Genomic DNA, 20092 nt, shown 5'->3' on the forward strand with positions numbered 1-20092 from the left:
GCCCATATCGCCGGCCGCATGCGCAAGAACCGCATCCGCGTACTGTCGGGCGACAAGGTGTTGTGCGAAATGACCCCATACGATCCGACGAAGGGCCGGATCACGTATCGCTTCAGGTAGGGCACCCAATGGCCAGCCGTCCCGAGCTCATCCTTGCTTCCGCCTCGCCACGGCGACTGGCGTTGCTCAACCAGATCGGCATCGAGCCCGAACATCTGGTTCCCGCGCATATCGACGAGACGCCCGAAAAGGGCGAGTTGCCGCGCAAGCTCGCGCAACGGCTCGCCGACCAGAAGGCGATCACCGCCCAGCACAAGGCGAAGAGCACCGGCATCGCCGGGAACGCGCTGGTGCTGGCCGCCGACACGGTGGTGGCCGTCGGCCGGCGGATCCTGCCCAAGGCCGAGACGATGGAAGAAGCGTCCGAGTGCCTGCGCATGCTCTCGGGCCGTTCGCACCGGGTGTTCACCGCCGTCACCATGCTGACGCCGTCGGGCCAGATGCGCAAACGCCTCGTCGAGACGCGCATCCGCTTCAAGCGGCTCTCGACGCGCGAGATCGAAAGCTACCTCGCCAGCGCCGAGTGGCGCGACAAGGCCGGCGGCTATGCCATCCAGGGGATCGCCGGCGCGTTCGTCCTGAAGCTCCAGGGCTCCTACTCAGCCGTCGTCGGCCTGCCGCTCAACGAGACCGTGGGGCTGCTCGCCGGCGAGGGCTATCCGGTCCATTTCAACTGGCTCAACCAATCGAGCCTCGCGGCGGTCTAGATGGCCGCCGAGATCATCAAGCTCAAGCCCACCCGCCCCTGCCCGATCTGCGGCAAGCCCTCGAGCCAGCAGTTCCACCCGTTCTGCTCGGGGCGGTGCTCGGACATCGACCTCAATCGCTGGCTCAGCGGGAGCTATGTGATCCCGGCGGAACCGGTGGAGGAGGATGGGGCGGTCAAGCCGGGGGATGAGGACGAGGAGGAGTAGGTCCCTGCGTCAGCTGAGAGATCGGGACTCCCTCTCTTGCAATATCCAGGGCTTAGCCAAGCGGCTAAACTCAAGATTTTGCTTTCTCCCCCGCCAAGGGGGAGATGGTTCGTGCCTTCCACTCGCATCGGGCTATCAGTCGGGCATCTCCCCCTTGGCGGGGGAGAAAGCGATTTCTTAGGTTTAGCGTCTTCGCTAAGCCTTAGAAATCGCAAGAGAGGGGGTCAGCGATGCTGCCCCTCGAGCACGATGCTCAGTTTCTCGAAGACGCCTTCGATGTTCTGCAAGACGTCGCTGTTCCAGACCGGACCGTTCGGAACCCATCCGCCCGGAAATGTGCATCCCGGACCAAATCAGCTGCCGATCCTGAATGCTGCCCGCCATCCAATTCGACGATCAGGCGTGCGTCGAAGCACACGAAGTCGAGGATGTAGCCGTCGAGCGGGACCTGGCGCTTGAACTTGAGCCCGGCAAGTTGATTGCCGCGGAGCAGCGACCAAAGCTTGCGCTCGGCGTCGGTGCTGCTGGTGCGGAGGGACTTGGAAAAGGATCGCTGAGTTGATGAGACCTTCCGGCGCATGTGGATAGATCGCGACACCCTCTCTTGTGATTTCTAAGGCTTAGCCAAACGGCTAAACCTAAGAAATCACTTTCTCCCCCGCCAAGGGGGAGAGGACGACTGATAGTCCGGACCCGAGGACTCAGGGCATCAGCTGCCCGCCGTTCACATCGATGATCTGCCCGGTGATGTAGCCCGACATCGAATCGGCGGCGAGGAAGATGTAGGCGCCGACGCAGTCCTCGGCGGTGCCGAGGCGCTGCATGGGGATTTGCGCGGCGGCGTTGTCCCTGACCGATTGCGGGGTCTTGTCGTGGAACGGGGTGATGATGAAGCCGGGGGCGACGACGTTGACGCGGATGTGGTCGGGGGCGAACTCGCGGGCGGCGTTGCGGGAAATCGAGTGCACGGCGGCCTTCGCGGAGGCGTAGACCGCCGAGCCGCCGAAGCCGCCGAAGCGGCCGGCGACCGAGCCGGTGTTGATGATCGAGCCGCCACCGGCAGCCTTGAGATGCGGATAAGCCGCCTTGGTGACGGCGAGCACCGAGCGCACATTGAGGTTGTAGACCCGGTCGTATGTCGCCTCGTCGAAGCCGGCGTTGGTGACGCGATCGAGAATCGCCCCGGCGTTGTTGATGAGGATGTCGAGCCCGCCGAGCCCGGCGACGGCGGCGGCGACGATCTTGTCGGCCTCGCCCGAGGCGCTGACATCGCCGGTGACGACCACGGCCGCGCCGCCGGCGGCGCGAATCTCGGCGGCGACGGCTTCCGCGGCTTCCGCGTTCTTGTTGCCGTGCACCGCGACCGCGACGCCGAGGCGCCCGAGTTCCTTGGCCACGGCGGCGCCGATGCCCGTCGATGAGCCCGTCACCAGTGCGCGTTTGCCTTTGAGATCGTCCAGCATGGGCCCCTTGCCTCTGTTGATTTGGGGCCCGACAGTACCCGTTGAGATTGCAGTGGCAAGCCATCCGAAGGGCGGGTTTTCACGCTTGCGCGAGTGCACCTTAGCCCCTATAAACCGCCCGACTTCAGCGCGCCCTCGGGCGCCGACGGTTGCCCGGGTAGCTCAGTTGGTAGAGCAGCGGATTGAAAATCCGCGTGTCACTGGTTCGATTCCGGTCCCGGGCACCACCCTTTTCCTTTTCGTCGTGTTTCCAAGCTCTTAAGCCTCGGTCGTGTCCCACTTTGTGGCGAGGCGTCGGAAAGCGGGACCTTTTGGAGGGTGCGCACCCAATTCAGCTGCCTAGTGGCCAGACGCCTCTGTCTCGCGGCTCGAGTATAGCGGTCACCTCTTTGAGCGTGGTATGCCCAGTCCAGGCTATGATCTGGCGTTCTGAAGCTTCAGCTTCCGCTTCCGCTTTGCGGAGTGCTGCAGCCCGTGAGCCCCGCCTCATTACATCTCTCTCAGAACCAATTGCCAAAACCAGCTTCGGTAAACGGCCTCCCGCCACGGCGAGGGAAAGACATTGCGGCGGGGGGAACAATACCGCTCCAACGAGGTTCCTTGGGAACCCGCGTGACGAACGCGGCCAACCCCCTAAAGGGAGAAGATTTATGAACAAATCCATTTTGGCATCGACCATATTCGTGGTCACAGCAGCATTTTGTGGAGCGCCCGCCGCGCTGGCTCAGGCCCCGTCGGAGGCAGGTAATGCCAGCACCCTCAAATGCAGTGACCTTGCTGGCCTGTCGGCGGACGAGTCGCACGACTTGATCCTTTACCTCACTGGATACCAGGAAGGGTTCAAGCAGGGCCAAATCGCGATGCCCACCGACCAGGCAGAGACCGCCCCGCCCCCGTCGACAGAGGCTGCGCCGGCCGAAGGTGCAGCGCCGACCGCAGGCGTGTCCCCTGCCGAAGGTGCAGCGCCGGCCGAGCCCTCGCCGGACGCGGCGACCCCTGCCGCGGCGGGGTCAAAGCTGGGTGACATGGTCGGCCTCTCGCTCGATCCGCAAACGATCATCACGGCTTGCGGTACGACGCCCGACACCATCCTCGGTGATGCAATCACCAGCAATGGCGGAGCCGCCGGGATGAGTACGACGACGCCCTGAACCGGGCTTCGCGGCGAATTGATCCGCGCAGCGGGGAAGATGGAGTAGCTTGGCTGTCTACTCCGAAGTCCTCTGGCCCGTTGCCCCTTGGGTGGCGGGCCTTTTTCATCTGCGCTTGCGAATAAGCCAACCATTGCCCACTAGGTCGTATGGCTTGTGGGATTCGTCGAAGCCGAACTGCTGCAACCCCAACAATCACTACGCTTTGGCACTTCGCGGTCGCGCCAGATGTGCCGGGGCAGGATCTGTTCAGCGGCCCAGTGGCAGCGGACTTTCGGGTCGGCCGGGTCTTCCGGCCAACATGCGTCTTCCACCACCCGCCAACGGGATAGACCGCGTGGTAGCCGCGCAAGGCCAAGTCGACAGCGTGCCCTCGCCACAAGTGCAGTGAAGCGAGCGGCAACACTTGGGACGCCCTCCTCGCTGGGCCGGACGGCCCGCTACGCAGGCGAATGACGCCTGCCCCACCCTCTAACATATTAGCAAGCGATGTTTTCGCCCGGTATCACTCGACAACGTCCGATGAAATCAGTGCAATTTAGTATTTGTCATACCAGTTGCTGTCACAACCGGCCCACCACTCCCCCTGCAGCACTATTGACATGCAAAATCCATAAAACTAGCGTGCCGTGGTCCTACAAATGTAGGACCCAGGGGACTAGCCACATCACTGTCGAGGCAATCCGGTCATGTCGGCCAATGTCGTTGGGCTTAGGCACAGGGGCGCGCGCAACAAGCCCGGCGCGGTGCACCTCTCCGACTCCGCCGTGGAAACGCTTGTCGGGCAGATCAAGGCGCTGATCGAAACGCGCAACCTGGGGGTCGGCGATCCGCTGCCCTCGGAGCGCGAACTGGGCGAGATGTTCTCCTCGAGCCGCACCACGGTGCGCGAGGCGATGCGAATCCTCAAGGCGTATGGGGTCGTCGACGTGCGCCCCAAGGTCGGGGCGGTGATCATCGACCGCCGCATGGATGCAGTGTTCGACCTGTATTCGTTCAATACTCTGGAGCTGAGCCGGCAGACTTTCCTCGATATCCAGGGGTTGCGTCAGCTGATCGAGGTCGGCTCCGTCGACCGCCTGTTTGAGAGTGCCACCTCAGCCGATATCGCCGATCTGCGCGCCATCAACGACGCGATGCGCGAGGAAGAGCAGATCCACGCCGCCGCGCAGCACGATTTCCGCTTTCATACGAGGCTCGTCGGCATCCTGAGCAACAACCAGGTGCTCGAAATCTACCAGATCATGAAGCCGGTGATGCTGAAGATCATGGAGAACGGCGTCAGCCGCCTGAAGTCGCACGGGGTCAATTTCGACGAGCACGGCGGCATCGTCGACGCCGTCGAGACGCGCAACCGGATCGCCTTTCAATACCGCATGAGCCAGCACCTCGAAGCCGGTCTGGCCCTGTTCAAGGAGTAGAGTTTGGCGACGCCGGGTACGGCGTGCCGATGGGGCCCGAACGGGCCCGACGACAGGTGGACGGCGCGAGGACACCGGACACCAGGACCAGCGACTGCCTAGTTGTTTCAGATCGTTCTCTGGGAGGAGACACTATGAACGTACTACGCATAGCCTCGGCCGCGCTTGTTGGCCTTCTCGTCACCACCAGCCTCACCTATGCCGGACCCAAGGTCGTCTCGGGGCCCGGCGCCGATCCGGCCTGCTTCGCGCCCTGGAGCGCCGAGACCAAGTACTTCCAGTGGGAAGCCCAACCCGGGCCGTACCGCATCGCCGTGGTCAACGGCTATGTCGGCAACACCTGGCGCATCCAGATGGTCAAGACCGCCAAGGCCTTTGCCGAGGACCCCGCGATCAAGGACAAGATCGCCGAGTTCAAGGTGGTCTCGACCGGCACCGACGCGCCGGCCCAGCTCGGCGCCATCGAGGACTTCATCAACCAGGGCTTCGACGCCATCATCACCATCGCCGTCTCGCCCGAAGGCTTCGATCGCGTGATCCGCCTCGCCGACCGCGAGAACGTGGTGCTGGTGCCGTTCGACAACATCCTCGATACCGACGCGGTCATGATGGTCAACGAAGACCAGCTGCAGATGGGCCGCGCCTGGGCCGAGTTCGTGGTCAAGGAGCTGGCTGCCAAGGGCAAGACCTCGGGCAAGATCCTCGAAGTCCGCGGCCTCGCCGGCAATTCGGTGGACCGTGACCGCTCGATCGGCATCCACGAAGTGTTCGACGCCACGCCGGGCCCCTGGGAAATCGTCCAGGTGGTCGGCAACTGGGACGACGGCACCGCGCAGAAGGTGACCGCCGACGCGCTCGCCGTGCACGGCCAGTTCGATGCCGTGATCACCCAGGGCGGTTCCACCGGCACCGTGCAGGCGCTGCTCGACGCCAAGCACCCATACGTCCCGGTGGGCGGTGAGTCGGAGAACGGCTTCAGAAAACTCGTCGCAGCACACTCGGCCGAGGGCCTCACCGGCCTTTCGATCGGGCAGTCGCCCGGCCTCGTCGCCATCTCGATCAAGGCTGCGATCTCGGCGCTGGAGGGCAACGTCATGCCGCAGCTCATCTCGGTGCCGCTGCCAATGGTCGACTACACCCAGCTCAAGGACGGCGAGAACTTCTGGACCGACCTGCCGGACAACTTCTTCACCGTCAACCAGTTCCCGCCCTGCGGCGTGAACATCTCGGGCCCCTCCATCATGGCCCAGACCGAGGAGAACGTGCAGTAGACCTCCGCACGCCGAAGGGCGGCGCCGGTTCGATGCCGGCGCCGCCTCTCCATTCTGTTCGATGCGGAGAGGATTGGAATGCTTGACGGTCAGGCCGCGCGGCCATTCGCCGAACTGAGCGGTGTCTCGAAGTACTTCTCTGGCGCGAGGGCGCTCGAAGGCGTGGATTTTTCCTGCCGGCGGGGCTCGATCCACGCCATTCTCGGCGAAAACGGCGCCGGCAAGTCGACGCTGATCAAGATCATGGCGGGCGTTGTCCAGCCCGATACCGGCACGCTGACGGTGGAGGGCACGGAGCACAAATTCTCACGACCCTCCGATGCCGCGAAGGCCGGCATCGTCTGCGTGTTCCAGGAGCTGTCGCTGATGCCGGACCTGACGGTCGCGGACAACATCTCGATCTCCGACCCTCCGCGCCGCTTCGGGCTGATCGACAGCAAGGCCCAGCGTGACCGCGCCGAGCGGCTGCTGGCCCGCATCCATTGCGAGGACGTCGACCCGCGGGCCCTGATCCGCGACCTGTCACTGTCGCGCCGCCAGATGGTCGAAATCGCCAAAGCGCTCGGCAAGAGCCCGAAACTGCTGATCCTCGACGAGGCGACTTCGGCGCTCACCAGCCGCGATGTCGAGACCGTGCACAATGTGCTGGCCGAACTGCGGGCCGAGGGCACCGGCATGCTGTTCATCTCGCACCGCATGCACGAGGTGGAGGCGATCTGCGACACCCTCTCGGTGTTCCGCAACGGCCGCCACATCGAGACCTTCGACAAGGGCGCCCGCACCCAGAACGAGATCGTCAAGCTGATGATCGGCCGCGACATCGTCCACAAGTTCCCGCCCAAGCCGCCGCCGCTGGTGCGCAAGCCGCACCTGGCGATCGAGGGGCTGAAATGGGAGAACCGGCTCAACGGCGTCTCGCTGTCAGTCGGCAAGGGCGAGATCGTCGGCCTTGGCGGGCTCGACGGCCAGGGCCAGAAGGAGCTGCTGCTGGCGCTGTTCGGCGTGCTGCGCGGCGTCGAGGGCAAGGTGACGGTGGGGAGCACGGCCGTCCTGCCGGCCTCGCCCGCCGACGCCAAGGGCGGCCGCAACCGCATCGCGCTGGTCCCCGAGGATCGCAAGACCGAGGGCCTGATGCTGCCCATGTCGATCAGCGACAACCTGCTTGCCGCCAGCTACGACAAGGTCAGTCAGGGTCCGTTCATCGACAGGGCAAAGTCGCGGCAGGCCGTCGGCGACGCCGTGGCGCAACTGCAGATCAAGCTCAACAAACCGGAAGACCCGGTAGCGAGCCTCTCGGGTGGCAACCAGCAGAAGGTGGTGATCGCCAAGTGGCTGATGACCGACCCCGAGATCCTGCTGCTCAACGACCCCACCCGCGGCATCGACGTCGGCACCAAGCAGGAGCTCTACCGGCTGATGCGCGAACTGGCCGACAAGGACACCGCGATCCTCTTTTACTCCACTGATTATGCTGAGCTTATCGGCTGCTGCGACCGCGTGGCGGTGATGTATGACGGCCGCATAGTCACCGAGTTCTCAGGCGATGCCATCACCGAGGAAGCCCTGGTGGCAGCGGCCCTCAACATCACCAAACCCGTCGAAACGCCCGAACGGCAGCCGGTGCCCGCATGAGCACCGTCGCCATCACCACTCCCCCGCGCGCCTCGGCGATCGGCATGTCGATCCGCCAGAACCGCGGCTTCTACGGCGCCCTGGCGCTGCTCGCCGTGCTCTACATCGTCTACAATCTAATCCACCCGCGCGGTTTTTCCACCAACGTCTTCATCGCCAACACCAACGAATCCGTGGCCCTCGCCTTCGTCGCCATGGCGCAGGCGATGACGGTGATCATGGGCGGCCTCGACCTGTCGGTGGGCGCGGTGATGACGCTGACCAGCTGCATCGCGAGCGAGATGGTGCGCGGCGAGCCGTGGCAGATCGTCGTCGGCTGCATCGTCTCGGTCGCCGCCGGCGCCGGCTTCGGCCTCGTCAACGGCCTCGTCATCGTCTACGGACGGCTGCAGCCGATCATCGCGACGCTCGCCACCGGCGCGGTCGCCGTCGGCCTCGCACTGCTGATCCGCCCCGAGCCGGGCGGCGAGGTCGATCTCGACCTCAACTGGGCCGCTACCAACTCGCTGCGCGACCTAGCCGAGACCTATCACCTGTTCGAGGACGGCGAAGCCAGCTGGTTCCAGCCCATCGCCTGGTTCCCGGTGCCGCTGATCATCCTCGTCGTTATCGCCGCCGCGGTATGGATTCCGTTCCGCCGCACCGTCACCGGCCGCACCCTCTACGCCATCGGCTCGTCGGAGGGCGCCGCCTACATGTCCGGGCTGCCGATCAACCGGGCCAAGCTCTGGGCGTTCACGCTGGCCGGTTTCTTCGCCGGCTGCGCCGGGCTCTATCTGGCCATCCAGACCGGCTCGGGCAGCGCCGATATCCCGCAGGCCGGCGCCTATACACTCAACTCCATCGCCGCAGTAGTGCTGGGCGGCATCTCGCTGCTCGGCGGTGTCGGCACGGTGATCGGGGCGCTGGTCGGCGCCCTGATCCTTCGCGCCATCTCGTTCTACTTCCGCATCCTCTCGGTCGATCCGCTGCTGCAGCCCCTGGTGGAGGGCGTCGTGCTGCTCGCCGCCGTCAGCCTCGGCGCCATCCGCACGCTGCGGGTGAAGAACCGTCTTGAACTGTTCAGGTAGGACCCCATGGCCAACGCCCTCACCGTGCCCCGCCTCAGATCGGACGATCTGCCGATCGCCATCTCCGCCGGCTTCGTGCTGGTGATCCTGGCGCTGGGCTCGGTCTACACCTTGGCGACACTCGGCACCGCGCCGCTCCTGACGCCGAACTACCTCCTCACCCAGTTGCAGACCGGCGCCTTTCTCGGCATCGTCGCGGCCGGGATGATGATGGTGATCCTGTTGGGTCACATCGATCTCTCGGTGCCCTGGACGATGACCGCCGCAGCGATGATGGCAACCACCGTCGGCGGGCCCGGCGCCATCCCCACCGGCCTCGCCGTGGGGCTACTTGTCGGGCTGTTCAACGGCTTCGGCGTCGCCTACCTGCGCATCCCCTCGATGATCTTCACCCTCGGGGTCGACTCGGTGATGCGGGGCCTGATGGTGGCCCATACCGGCGGCTTCTCGCCCGTCACCGAGTCCACCCCGCTGATGCGCTACCTGGCTTCCGACCGCATCCTCGGCGTGCCCGTCGCCATCTTCGTCTGGGCTGCCGTCTCGGTGGTCATCGCGGCGATGCTCAGCCGCACGGCCTTCGGCAAATCCATCTACGCCACCGGCAACCGCGAGGCGGCCGCGTACCTCTCGGGCATCCGTACCCGCTGGGTGATCGTTGGCGCCTTCGTCGTCTCAGGCCTCTGCGCTGCCCTCGCCGGCATCCTGCTCGCCGGCTACTCGGCCAAGGCCTACCAGGGCATGGGCAACGCCTACCTGTTGCCGGCAATTGCCGCGGTGGTGATCGGCGGTACCCACATACTCGGCGGCCGGGGCCGCTTCATTGGTACGGTGGTCGGCGTGATCCTCATCGTGCTGCTCAACTCGGTGCTCTCGATCATGCAGATGCCAGAGGCCGGTCGGCAGATCATCTACGGGCTGGTGATCATCGTCATGCTGCTGGTCTACGGGCGAACGGCGAAGGTCACGAGTTGAGGCCTGGGTCGGGGAATGTCTCACGACGGCAATGACAGATGGAAGTCTGGGCCGTACCAACGCCTTCGGTGGAGGCTAAGATAGCGGCGCGCTAAAGTACATCTGGCTTGCCGACCAACCTGGCCGCGTCCTGACAATAACCGACGCCCTGAACGAGGGGACGCGAGGTACTATCGCAAAGGGTTTGGCGACATTTGGCTTCCCTCCGGACGACCGGTTCCGCGAGCCCACTGGGGAGTACTCCTACGGTGTGGACCTTGAGCAGGATCGGGCTCCGAGGAGTTCGCCTCACCCATTGAGTTGGGAACTTGACGGAGCAGGGGCCCTCTGGGTCGACCCAGCGTTTGGCGCCCAGGATCTCGGACATCTCGGGGACAGTCACGTCCATCCATTGGCGAGCGTTGCTTCGCCAGCATAGGCTCACTGTCCGGTCTGGGGTGCGCGCCACGTACATGCTGGCGCGTGCTGGTCGTTTTTGCCCCTTCAACCAATTCGCGAGTATTGTGCGCCAAGCGGCGATGGACGGGTGCAGCGCGTCTCGGAGCGGGGCCAAGGGAAACCATGATGGTGACGGATAGCCATGACTGATGCACAGATCCAGATCACCAGTCTGGGGCCAACCTTCGAAGCCATTGGCTTGGTGCTTGACCTGCTGAGCAGGCATCCACCCTTTGCCGAGTACCGACTCGCAAGGATCGGTGCCGCGGTTCGGCGCCAGCTCGAGCTTCGGCAAAACGTGGCTGCCGTGGACGATGCCGGGCGCCTCGTCGGTTATGTCGGATGGTCCTACGCGCTGCCCGCAAGCGCCACTTTGTGGGTGGAGGATCGCGGTCCATTGAAGGTCGTCCCGAATCGGACGGAGGCGGTTGCCCTCACGATCGTTGTCAGTCCGCAAGGGGACAGTATTGCTGCCATGGTGCGGCAGGCGAGACTGCTAAACCCCGGCGTGCGCGTGTATTTCAAGCGTAGCTATGGCGGCGACCTCAGATCGCCACGCAAGGCGTCGATCGCCAACGCTGGTTCGTGAGCGACGATATCGCCGCCGAATGAGGCGAAATGCGTTGCGAGTACGGTCATTCGCCGGCCGAACTGTGACATTTTTTCCACGACCATAATGAAACTTGCGTCGCCATAGTATTTTTTATCGTCTCTCCCCGGCGGGTGGAGTCGACAAGTAAGGAAGTCCGTGTAGGGTCCCCGCATAAGCTTGGGAGACTCAAAACGTGCGCACAAAAGTCGTATTGCTCCAATCGGTGTCGGCCATTGCAACGCTCGCCGCCACCAATGGCCAGGCGCTCGCCCAGGTTATCCAGCCTGCCACGAACGGATACACCTTCAATGTCGGCGGCGGGCTGCTGCTCAGCCCCGCCGAGATGAGTCTAGCCGGTCTCGAAGAAGACAAGATGGGGTCGGGCTTCGACACCGATCTCAGCGACTTCCAGGATCATCTCGGCTACAACGCCTTCTTCTCGGTCGGCAAGCAGATCGACAATAACTGGGACGTGAGGCTTGGGGGTTCGGTCAACCAACTGCTCGACAGTACTGCGTCCCTAAGTTTTTCCGGCATTGTCTCCGGCTCTGGGGGCAGTGGGCTGAGCTTCTCCTCGTATAGTCTCGATGCCAATGGGACATATAATGCGCGGAGTGCTTTCGGCTTCGAGACAATGGATTTTGAAGTCGGCTATGCCCCGGTGCTGACCGATACGACGTCGGTGCGCCTCTTTGCGGGCATTCGCGGGCTGCATTTTGCCGGCGAACGTGATACGCACGCCGATATCTCCGGCTTTTCCTCCAGTTTTTATGACTCCGGGCTCGGATCTGGGTCGGGTTTTAACAATACGTACTTCAATGTCACGAGCGATTCACGCATGAAGACTGAGTTCTTCGGCGCCGGTCCGCGGCTGGGGGTTTCGGCGGCGCATCGCTTCGAGGGTACGAATTTCGGCGTGTCCGGGACGGTTGCCGGGTCCGTGCTGTTCGGTCAGCAGACGACGACGTGGTCGGCAGCGAGTACGATCAGCGGAACCACCACGTACTTCGACAGCAGTGGTGGCTCGGGCAGCGGCTCCATCGGGGACACCAATTCGAGCTTCACTGACTCTCTGTCGTTCTCCTCGTCCTACAGCACCAGCAAGATGGTGGTCGACCTGGAGGCGAAGGCCGGCTTCGACTACTACCTCGACGACAGCAGCGCCCTCACCATCGGCTATCGCGCAGAGAAGCTGCTGAATGTAGGGCCCTACGACGACAACGACGAAGAGCGGCTGGTGCACGGGCCGTTCGTGAGCCTGACCGGCGGCTTCTGATCGGTCCGCAAATTGCGGGTGGGTGGCGCCGGTCGGTGCCACCCATTTTTGTTGGCTCAAGCTGGGTGCAACTGAGGCAGCCGTGGCTGCTTGTCGGTCCTTGCGACCGCTGTTAGCCTTGGGTTGATTTTGCACCACCTGTCAGATCCAGCGGCAAAGGAGCGGGCGTGAGACTGCTTTTCAGCGCAATCAATTGTACGCTGGATACCAGCAACGGCGCGGCGATCAGCATCAGGACGTTCCTGCGGTTCCTAAGCCGGTTCGGCGTTGAATGCCGGTCGTTCAGCGCTTCGATCTACGATCGACCGGAAACCGAAGACCCTGTTCAGAACATCACGGCGACCGGCGCTTTGCCGGTGCAGGAGCCCGGCCTGCCACAGACCTTGTGGCTGGCCGTGGACGAAGACGTCCACCATTACGTCGAACTCTTTCCGTCCAAGGTCCAGCGACAATTTTCCCAGGCCGACGAGCAGACGCTCTACAACCGCGTGCTACGCATGCTGGATACCTATAAGCCCGATGTGCTGATGCTTTACGGCGCCAGGCGCTACGAGCGGTCCCTGCTCAAGAAGGCACAGGAGCGGGGGATCGCGACCGTCTTCTACCTGGTCCATCCGGGCTACAAGAAGATCGAGGATTTCCAGCACGCCGACCTGATCTTCACCGATACCGAGGCGACGAGGCAGCTATTCGCGGACCGCTTCGGCTTCGACTGCAGGGTGATCGGCAAGTTCATCGAAAAACCCGTCTCGCCACCTAACGCGCCGCCTCCGCAGTTTGTCACATTCATCAATCCCTCGCCCGAAAAGGGTGTGACGCTGTTCATGCGCATCGTCGAGCTGGCGGCTCAATCCTTGCCGCAGGCGAAATTTCTTGTCGTCGAGAGCCGCGGCAAGCTTGAAACAGCGGAGCGGCGGACGGGGCTGGATCTTTCGCGCTACGGCAGCGTCAAGCGCATTGGCTTGCAGCGCGACATGGGCCTCGTCTTTGCGGCAACGAAGATACTGCTGGTGCCTTCCCTGTGGCACGACAGTGGCCCCCGCGTCACGGTGGAGGCGCTGTCCCATGGCATCCCGTCGGTCGTCTCCAATCGGGGCGGGATCGCCGAGCTTGTCGGCGACGCGGGCATCGTCATCGACCCGCCGCCTCCACTGGTCGAGCAACATTGGCTGGTTCCGCCCATCGTCGAGGCGATTCCCTGGGTAGAAAGCCTTCGCCAGCTGCTCGGAGATCGCATGGTCTATGAGCAATATCACCAGGCCTCGCTGGCACGCTGGCGCGAGCACGATCCCGACCTCCGGCTTCCGGCGATTGTTGCAGAGCTCGAACAACTGGTGGCGCGGGTCAGGCTTGCCCGCGCGACATGACTGACACAGCGCCCGTCCGCGCCACCGAGCGGCTGATGCTGCGCAGCGGTGGCGGCTTTATCGAAATGTCGGTGGATACCTACGAGCCAGCGCAAGCCGCGGCGACAATTTTCTGCCTCCACGACTATTGGGGAAACAGCCGGGACTTTCGCCAGCTCGCCGGGTTTCTGGTCGCGCATCAGTACCGCGTGGTTTGTCCGGACCTGCCGGGACGCGGAGACAGCGCCTATCTCGCCGATGCCGCCCAGTACCGGCCGCATACGTTTCTGATTGCCTTGATGGCTTTGATCCAGCGATTCAAGCGCGGACCGACCATCATCATCGGCAAGGGCTGGGGCGCGCTGGTTGCGCTGCTGCTGAATGTCCGCATGACTCTCGATCTCGATCGCCTGATCGCCACCGATGTCCCCCTCAACTGGACAGTTGACGAGGACAGGCTGCCCTCAGCCGACGCGCTCGAGTTTGCGACCCTCGAGCAGGCGCGTCAGAGCGTGCTCGGCTCCCCCGAACTGGCCAACCTCCCCGAGCCCGCGGCGTCTGCGCTGGTGGACGGCCGGGTTCGACAGACCACAGGCGGGCGCTACGCGCTGCGCTTCGATCCGGTGCTCGTCGGCCAACTCAGGCGGGTTCAACAGCGCTCCCTTGATACGACAAGACTGTTCGCCAGGATCCGCTCGCCGCTACTCTACCTATCGGCAAACCCATTGCCGCAGGGGGAGCGAAACCGGTTGCAGGCGGCGCTGGCCAATCCTCAGAGCGCAATCGCGGAGAGCCTCTCCCCCGGGGGGCAAATACATTTCAACTCCGCGCACCAGCAGCTGCTGGTGCTTGGCTTCCTTCAGAACCGGCCGAATATTGGCCAGTGAGCGGCAGCAGTAGCGGGTCGAAGTCGAAGAGCTGGGCGTTGAAATTCGGTAGCCCGCCGGCCTTGTAGATCGGGTAGACGACGTTGTGTTGGTCAAGGCTGTCTATCGGGATGCGGGACATCTGCATGATCCGCTGCAGACGGGCAGCCGCCATATTGTCATGCCGGGCGCCGCTCGCATGGACGCACACGAAGTGGCCCTCTGCCCTGGCATTGCAGCTGCAGAGCGGATCGAAGGCGGGCAGCGCCTTGCCACTTTGAAGCCGATGGATATCCCAGCTGTACACCCCGCCCAGGGAGATCGAGCGGTAGGCGCCGGCCAGCAGCCCGAAGCGAAGGGCGGGGAGGCCACCCGCGCTGGTGCCGTAACAGTAGAGGCGCTGGTATCTGCTAGCGCCTGCATCGGAAAGGACGCGTTGTACAAGGCTCCACAAATCCGGTGCGTAACCCTCCACCCCCGCAACGTAGTCGTCCCGGTTCCGGTCCGCGAGGATGACGACATCGAACATCGCGGCGGGGATGAACTGCAAAAACAAGGACCACGGCAGCATCAGCCGATCGCTTCGGCCGCACAGGGCAACAATGAGCGACTTCTCAGCCGCGGGAGCGAGCCCGTCGGAGAAGAAGGCCACATCGGACGCGACGTCGCGCCGTCGGAAAGGTTGCGCTGGCACCCGGCGCAACTCCGGCAGGACAATCGAGGCCTCACAGGCCAGCTTGGCGAGGCCGGAAAGCTGATCGAACTCCGTCAGCAGTGCGGCCAGCTCACCAGGTGTCAGGTCGTCCTCAAGCGCCTTCAGGGCGTGCCGGGCACTGGATGCCGTCTGCGCCGAGCGTAGCTGCTCCAGCAGTTCACTGGCCGTCGCGGGCATTCAGCTTTGCAGCAATCACTTGTACGACGTCGGACAGGTTGACGGCTCCCGCCAGTTCCGCCGGGTCCACTATCAGCCCGGTCCTGACCTCCATTTGCATGGTCCATTCGACCATGTCGAGGCTATCGAGGTTCAACTCCTCGATCGTTACGTCGCCGTTCGGGCTCCGCAGCCGGTCCGACACCCCCGCGTCGTTGAAAACGCTCGCCGCATCATTCAATGCCGCGACTACCAGCGACCGCGCCTCACCCTCGTTCAAGTCATCACCTCCACGAGAAACTTGCTGGGAACATTGAATATATAGTTGTTGGGTGTCAGCTCGTACGACAGCACCCTGACACGGCTGGAGAGTTGCCCCAAGAGCGCTCCGAAGGCTGACCACAGGTCTGTCGATGCCGGCCGGCCCAGGCACGAATGCGCGCCGACGCCAAAGAATCGGTGATGCTCCTCGGGCGGGCTATGGGCAAAGGTCTGCAGCACCAGCCGGAGGCGCTGTCCGGCCTCGAAGTCAACGCCGGCAGCACTGAAGGGCGTCTGTACGATGCGCTCGGCGAACGGCACGCCTGTCTGCGGCGCGAACTTCCGAAACGCGATCTGATTGAGCGGCCGGCCTTCCGACTCCGACAGCAGCCGTACCAGGCTCTCACCGAAAGTGCCCACGGTTGCGTCGTGACCGATCACCACAAGGCCCAGGCGCAGGCCTACATCGTCCTCGCTGGCCTCCGGGCCCATCATCTCCCGGACATGCCGGTGCAACCCGGTCATCAGACCCGCCACTTCGGTGCGGCGTGACAGGCTGCTGAACTTGTCGAACACTCGCGAGGTCTGGGTGACATCCAGCTCCGTCGGCATCGGTATTCCGGCCAACGACTGCATCATGCCGCGAATGAGGGGGTCGAGCACTTCATTCACCACGTCGACCCGTCCGGACGTGCGAAAAGGTTCGACATAGAGGGGCAGCGCTTCCGCCATCCACTCCGCCATCGCCGGTCGGCGCGACGCGAGGTGCTCGCTGAGCCGGCGGCGCAGCGAGGCATGGTCATCACCGGTGTGGCAGAGCGGAATATGCTGACAGGCGTAGGCGAGGCTTCCCAGCCGTGACTCCAGCGCGCCGGGCACCTCCTGGCTTTCGATCGCCAGCGCCGGCACCAGGTTGGCGGACCCCAGCAGCTCCCGGCAAAGATCCGGGTTGGTCACGATCCAGGCCTTCGTGCTCTTGTCGAAGATCGGCGCGCTGTTCCGGCTGCTCGCCAGGAACTCGTCGCGCTCGGGGTCCTTGTAGACCGTCACGTAGTTCATCGAAGTCGACATGTGGATGCCCCCTGCTCAGCTCACCCTTGTCCGTGGCGTGGTTCCTCGATATCGGCCGCCTTGACGAGATCGTCGAACTCGGGGAGCCAGTATCCAAATCGGCGCATCTCCCGCTCACAGGTTGTCGCGATCCGGGCAACCTGCTCCTCGGTAAGGACCTGCCGCCATTGATCGCTGCGGCCCGCCCTGAAGAAGCGTTTGGTTTCGGGCGGCCTTTCGCCGAAACCGGCTGTTTCCTCGGCCTGCTGCAGTGCCTCGAACGAGGTGCGCTCGATCGCTCGCTGCACCTGCGAGGCGTCCGCATCCATGCGCAGGAACGACACCACGTCACCAAACGTCTTCTGCGGTTCTGCCAGCATGTCCTCGTAGCGGATCACCAGAAGCCGGTCATGGGCTTTGTCGGTCCAGCTGCGAACGTGCTCCGCCCACGAGCCGCAAACCTCGTACGCCCCAAGCCGCGGCCGATCCAGCACTCGGCGTTGCTGGTTCATCAGTTCGATAGTCGCACTGACGTCGCGGTTTCTGAATTCGCTGTACGAAACGGCCACGTCGAGTGGGTTGCGCACAATATGAATGGCACCCGCCGTGACATCTGCGGTGATGGTGGGAGCCCCAAGGTGGCGCGCAAGCATGGAGTGCGTCTTGAGAAACAAGAACCCCTTCGCGCCGGCAGCAATCGCACGATGCGCCATCGGGCGTGCCCGGGCGATTTCCTCCAGGCTCGCCTGCTCGATCGGCTTCGTCATGAACATCTGGTAGTAGCGGCCCATGTTCTCGTCGGGCGCAATCTGCCGCAGCGCGTCGAGATCCAACCTTTCCGCGCCGGTCACCACTGCCGCCAAGAAAGCGCGCATCCAAGTGTTTCCCGACTTGGGATAGGAAGCAATCCAGTAAATGTAGCCCATGTGCGATCAACTCTTTTTCGGAGGCAGCATATGTCAGCCAATGACTTAAAGGAAGGTGCAGCACCCGCCCCCCAAGGTTACACGTGCCTCGACATGTCATTATCCTATTGCCGGGAGACGACGTCCGGCCTACCCGGAACTTAATAGCGTGTCCCCGGGCCGCAACTCTCCACGGCTGTGTTTCCAGCGCTCTTTGCAACCTTCTCGATGCCGATCAGGATCGTCCGGTGCGAGGCCCTTCAGCCGCTGAGGGGACATCAAGCCATCGTCGGGCCGGCGCTTTAGGGCGTATGAAGCGCCTGCCAATTTACCGCTATGAAGGGCATCTGGATGGTGAAGGTCATTGTGATTGCTTGCCTGACGGCGCTGGTCGCGGGCTGCTCGAGCACCGGAGCGCAAGTCCTTACCAAGCAGGTCGGTTACCTCGACACGGATGGCAAGGTTAAGACCAAGACCGTCCAGTACACCGTGCCGGCGCCCAAGAAAGCGCCATTGGTAACCACGTACGGGAACCAGTCCCTTGCCTTTGGAGGGTGATCTGCGCACCGGCGGCCTGCGCCGCCTGGCACGCAGGGACGCGGGCGAGATGCCCTCGAAGTGATCGGCGGTGACGATTGTGCCCTCAACGTCGCTTCGGGTGACCTGACGCCGGGCCGCCCTGCGGCGTGGACCTGCTGCTGTTTTCGGTCTGGAGCTTGCGCCAGCGGGTGACGCGGTCGGGGTCGAGGTGGCCGGTGGCGAGGGCGGACTGGACAGCGCAGCCGGGTTCGTGGCTGTGGGTGCAGTCGCGGAACTTGCATTGGTGCGACAGTTCGGTGATCTCGGCGAACAGCGTTTCGATGCCGCCCGATACGTCGCTCAGATGCAGGGTCCGGATGCCGGGGGTGTCGATCACCCAGCCGCCGCCGGCGATCGGGTGGAGCGAGCGCGAGGTCGTGGTGTGGCGGCCCTTGGCGTCCGATTCGCGGACGGCGCCGGTTTCCTGCGACGCGCCACGTTCGCGGCCGACAAGCGTGTTCACCAGCGTCGACTTGCCGACGCCGGACGAGCCGACGACCGCCACGGTCTGTCCCTCGCCGCACCACGCCGCGAGGGCGGCGGCGGTTTCGGGAAGGCGGGCGTTGACGATGAGCACGGGGAGGCTGCGCTGCAGGCCGGCGGCCTGTTGCCGGTAGTCGCCGGGGTTGTCGGCGGTGTCGGCCTTGGTGAGGAGGATCACCGGGATGGTGCCGGCTTCGTTGGCGAAGGCGAGGTAGCGCTCGAGGCGGGCGACGTTGAAATCGGCATTGCAGGAGGTGACGATGAACAGGGTATCGACATTGGCGGCGGCGAGCTGGGGCGTGTTGCGGCCGTGGGCGGGGCGCTGCAGGATGGTCTTGCGGCCGAGGCGGCGTTGGACCAGGCGGGTCAGCGGGTCGGCGAGCACCCAGTCTCCGACCGCATACTCACCGGTATTGGCGCGCGGCGGGAGAGTGAGCGAAATCGGGCCGGCCTCGGACATGGCCGCGAGTTCGGTGCGGTGCACCGATGCGATGCGGAACGGGGCGAGTTCCGCTTCCGCGGGCTCGAGCTGCTCCTCGAAGAATTGCGACCAGCCCAAGGCGGCTAGGAACCGGCTCGTCTCGGGCGGCCTCACGCCGCGCCCCTGGGTTTTGATCGCTGCATTCTCGCACCTGCGCCGTTCTCAAGCAGCTGTCTTGCTAGCACGTCCGGCGCGGGGCCGCTCGGCTGATCGAGGCCTGCTGCAGGGGTCAATCGAGCGCGACATGGGCGCCGGTTGAGCCGGCGGGCGCTGCCTTGGCGCCGCGCAACAGAAAGACGATGGGGATTGCCGCCAGCGTGACCCAGGTCATCAGCACGAAGTCGTCGAGATAGGAGACCATGGCGGCCTGCTGCTGCACCAGCAGTTGGGCCACGGCGAGCCATTCCTGGTTTCCGGTGAGGATGGCGGGCAACTGCTTGGCCACCTCGGGCGAGGTCGCGGTCAGGTGCGAGCCGAGCACGGTCTGGTTGACCTGCACCATGTTGGTGAGAACCGCGCTGACGAGCGCGATGCCCATGCTTTGCCCGAAATTGCGCGACAGGGCGAAAAAACTGGTCGCCTCGGTGCGGAACCGGGCGTTGAGGGTGGTGAAGGTCAGGGCGGAAATGGGCACGAACACGAGGCCCAGCCCGACGCCCCCGACCAGCCCGCTGAGGACCACCGGGGTCGAGTTCATCTCGAGATCGAAGCCCCACATCATGTATTGCGAGTAGGCGCTTATCAGGAGCCCGGCGAACACCAGCACGCGCGCGTCGATCCAGCGCATCAGCATGCCGGCCGAAATCATGGAGATCATGGCGGCAACGCCGCGCGGCGCGATGAGGATGCCCGAGTCCATCACCGAGTAGCCCATCAGCGACTGCAGGAACGGTGGCAGCAGCGCCAGGGCGGCGAACACCGTGACACTGACGATGAAGATGAACACGGTCCCCATGGCGAAGTTGCGGTCCCTGAACATCCGCAGATCGA

At 64.1% G+C, this 20092-nt stretch carries 21 protein-coding genes, 1 tRNA gene and 1 pseudogene; 15 read left to right on the top strand and 8 right to left on the bottom strand.

What is annotated here, in order from left to right; translation table 11 throughout:
• The 3 genes and pseudogenes from JWQ89_RS16160 to yacG form a co-directional block, all read left to right on the top strand.
• A pseudogene (locus JWQ89_RS16160) lies at window positions 1–120 on the top strand (translation initiation factor IF-1); the annotation flags it as partial.
• 8 nt (window positions 121–128) lie between these two features.
• Window positions 129–767, top strand: coding sequence for a Maf-like protein (locus JWQ89_RS16165; RefSeq protein WP_299642618.1), 639 nt, complete (start codon window positions 129–131; stop codon window positions 765–767).
• Complete coding sequence (gene yacG, locus JWQ89_RS16170) at window positions 768–974, top strand: DNA gyrase inhibitor YacG (RefSeq protein WP_299642620.1); 207 nt, start codon at window positions 768–770, stop codon at window positions 972–974. It begins immediately after the preceding gene.
• A gap of 253 nt (window positions 975–1227) precedes the next feature.
• On the opposite strand, the gene JWQ89_RS16175 is transcribed toward yacG, so the two are convergent.
• Window positions 1228–1554 carry a DUF559 domain-containing protein gene (locus JWQ89_RS16175; protein ID WP_366144016.1) on the bottom strand — a complete coding sequence of 109 codons (327 nt, stop codon included), beginning with the start codon at window positions 1552–1554 and terminating at the stop codon, window positions 1228–1230.
• Window positions 1555–1675: 121 nt separating this feature from the next.
• Entirely contained in the window at window positions 1676–2437 is a 762-nt protein-coding gene (locus tag JWQ89_RS16180) for an SDR family oxidoreductase (RefSeq protein WP_299642622.1), read from the bottom strand.
• A 151-nt stretch (window positions 2438–2588) separates the two neighbouring features.
• Here JWQ89_RS16180 and JWQ89_RS16185 point away from each other — a divergent pair.
• The 11 genes from JWQ89_RS16185 to JWQ89_RS16235 all read left to right on the top strand — a co-directional run bounded on the left by JWQ89_RS16185 (window position 2589) and on the right by JWQ89_RS16235 (window position 14493).
• Window positions 2589–2664: transfer RNA gene (locus tag JWQ89_RS16185), tRNA-Phe, on the top strand.
• Between the two features lie 423 nt (window positions 2665–3087).
• Window positions 3088–3588, top strand: coding sequence for an HdeA/HdeB family chaperone (locus JWQ89_RS16190; protein ID WP_299642624.1), 501 nt, complete (start codon window positions 3088–3090; stop codon window positions 3586–3588).
• Between the two features lie 689 nt (window positions 3589–4277).
• Complete coding sequence (locus JWQ89_RS16195; protein ID WP_299642626.1) at window positions 4278–5009, top strand: FCD domain-containing protein; 732 nt, start codon at window positions 4278–4280, stop codon at window positions 5007–5009.
• Between the two features lie 134 nt (window positions 5010–5143).
• Window positions 5144–6280 (top strand): sugar ABC transporter substrate-binding protein, encoded by a 1137-nt coding sequence (locus JWQ89_RS16200; protein WP_299642628.1) that lies wholly within the window; start codon window positions 5144–5146, stop codon window positions 6278–6280.
• Window positions 6281–6358: 78 nt separating this feature from the next.
• Window positions 6359–7912 (top strand): sugar ABC transporter ATP-binding protein, encoded by a 1554-nt coding sequence (locus JWQ89_RS16205; RefSeq protein ID WP_299642630.1) that lies wholly within the window; start codon window positions 6359–6361, stop codon window positions 7910–7912.
• Entirely contained in the window at window positions 7909–8982 is a 1074-nt protein-coding gene (locus JWQ89_RS16210) for an ABC transporter permease (RefSeq protein ID WP_299642632.1), read from the top strand. The genes JWQ89_RS16205 and JWQ89_RS16210 overlap by 4 nt, the downstream gene beginning before the upstream one ends.
• A 6-nt stretch (window positions 8983–8988) precedes the next feature.
• Complete coding sequence (locus JWQ89_RS16215; RefSeq protein ID WP_299642634.1) at window positions 8989–9954, top strand: ABC transporter permease; 966 nt, start codon at window positions 8989–8991, stop codon at window positions 9952–9954.
• Between the two features lie 580 nt (window positions 9955–10534).
• The gene (locus JWQ89_RS16220) at window positions 10535–10981 is read left to right on the top strand and encodes a hypothetical protein (RefSeq protein WP_299642636.1); all 447 of its coding nucleotides are present in this window, start codon (window positions 10535–10537) and stop codon (window positions 10979–10981) included.
• 196 nt (window positions 10982–11177) lie between these two features.
• Window positions 11178–12260: an Lpg1974 family pore-forming outer membrane protein gene (locus JWQ89_RS16225; protein WP_299642638.1), complete on the top strand. Its 1083-nt coding sequence runs from the start codon at window positions 11178–11180 to the stop codon at window positions 12258–12260.
• 167 nt (window positions 12261–12427) lie between these two features.
• Complete coding sequence (locus JWQ89_RS16230; protein WP_299642639.1) at window positions 12428–13627, top strand: glycosyltransferase; 1200 nt, start codon at window positions 12428–12430, stop codon at window positions 13625–13627.
• Between the two features lie 35 nt (window positions 13628–13662).
• A complete protein-coding gene (locus JWQ89_RS16235) occupies window positions 13663–14493 on the top strand; it encodes an alpha/beta hydrolase (protein ID WP_299642641.1) in 831 nt (276 codons plus the stop codon).
• On the opposite strand, the gene JWQ89_RS16240 is transcribed toward JWQ89_RS16235, so the two are convergent.
• From JWQ89_RS16240 to JWQ89_RS16255, 4 genes are read right to left on the bottom strand one after another with little or no spacing between them, the layout of a single operon-like run.
• Complete coding sequence (locus JWQ89_RS16240) at window positions 14426–15364, bottom strand: hypothetical protein (RefSeq protein WP_299642643.1); 939 nt, start codon at window positions 15362–15364, stop codon at window positions 14426–14428. The genes JWQ89_RS16235 and JWQ89_RS16240 overlap by 68 nt on opposite strands.
• Window positions 15345–15623 carry a phosphopantetheine-binding protein gene (locus JWQ89_RS16245; protein WP_299642645.1) on the bottom strand — a complete coding sequence of 93 codons (279 nt, stop codon included), beginning with the start codon at window positions 15621–15623 and terminating at the stop codon, window positions 15345–15347. The genes JWQ89_RS16240 and JWQ89_RS16245 overlap by 20 nt, the downstream gene beginning before the upstream one ends.
• Window positions 15620–16675, bottom strand: a complete 1056-nt coding sequence (locus JWQ89_RS16250; protein WP_299642647.1) for a hypothetical protein — start codon at window positions 16673–16675, stop codon at window positions 15620–15622. The genes JWQ89_RS16245 and JWQ89_RS16250 overlap by 4 nt, the downstream gene beginning before the upstream one ends.
• A gap of 20 nt (window positions 16676–16695) precedes the next feature.
• Window positions 16696–17580, bottom strand: a complete 885-nt coding sequence (locus JWQ89_RS16255) for a sulfotransferase domain-containing protein (protein WP_299642649.1) — start codon at window positions 17578–17580, stop codon at window positions 16696–16698.
• Window positions 17581–17910: 330 nt separating this feature from the next.
• Between JWQ89_RS16255 and JWQ89_RS16260 the strand changes: the two genes are divergently transcribed.
• Window positions 17911–18117 carry a hypothetical protein gene (locus JWQ89_RS16260; protein ID WP_299642651.1) on the top strand — a complete coding sequence of 69 codons (207 nt, stop codon included), beginning with the start codon at window positions 17911–17913 and terminating at the stop codon, window positions 18115–18117.
• 85 nt (window positions 18118–18202) lie between these two features.
• On the opposite strand, the gene rsgA is transcribed toward JWQ89_RS16260, so the two are convergent.
• On the bottom strand, window positions 18203–19216 hold the full coding sequence (gene rsgA, locus JWQ89_RS16265; RefSeq protein ID WP_299642652.1) for a ribosome small subunit-dependent GTPase A: 1014 nt from the start codon (window positions 19214–19216) through the stop codon (window positions 18203–18205).
• Window positions 19217–19331: 115 nt separating this feature from the next.
• Window positions 19332–20092 (bottom strand): MFS transporter (locus tag JWQ89_RS16270; RefSeq protein WP_299642654.1); only part of this gene is annotated, 761 nt, incomplete at its 5' end.

This window comes from Devosia sp. (assembly GCF_028290645.1).
Taxonomy (GTDB): Bacteria; Pseudomonadota; Alphaproteobacteria; order Rhizobiales; family Devosiaceae; genus Devosia_A.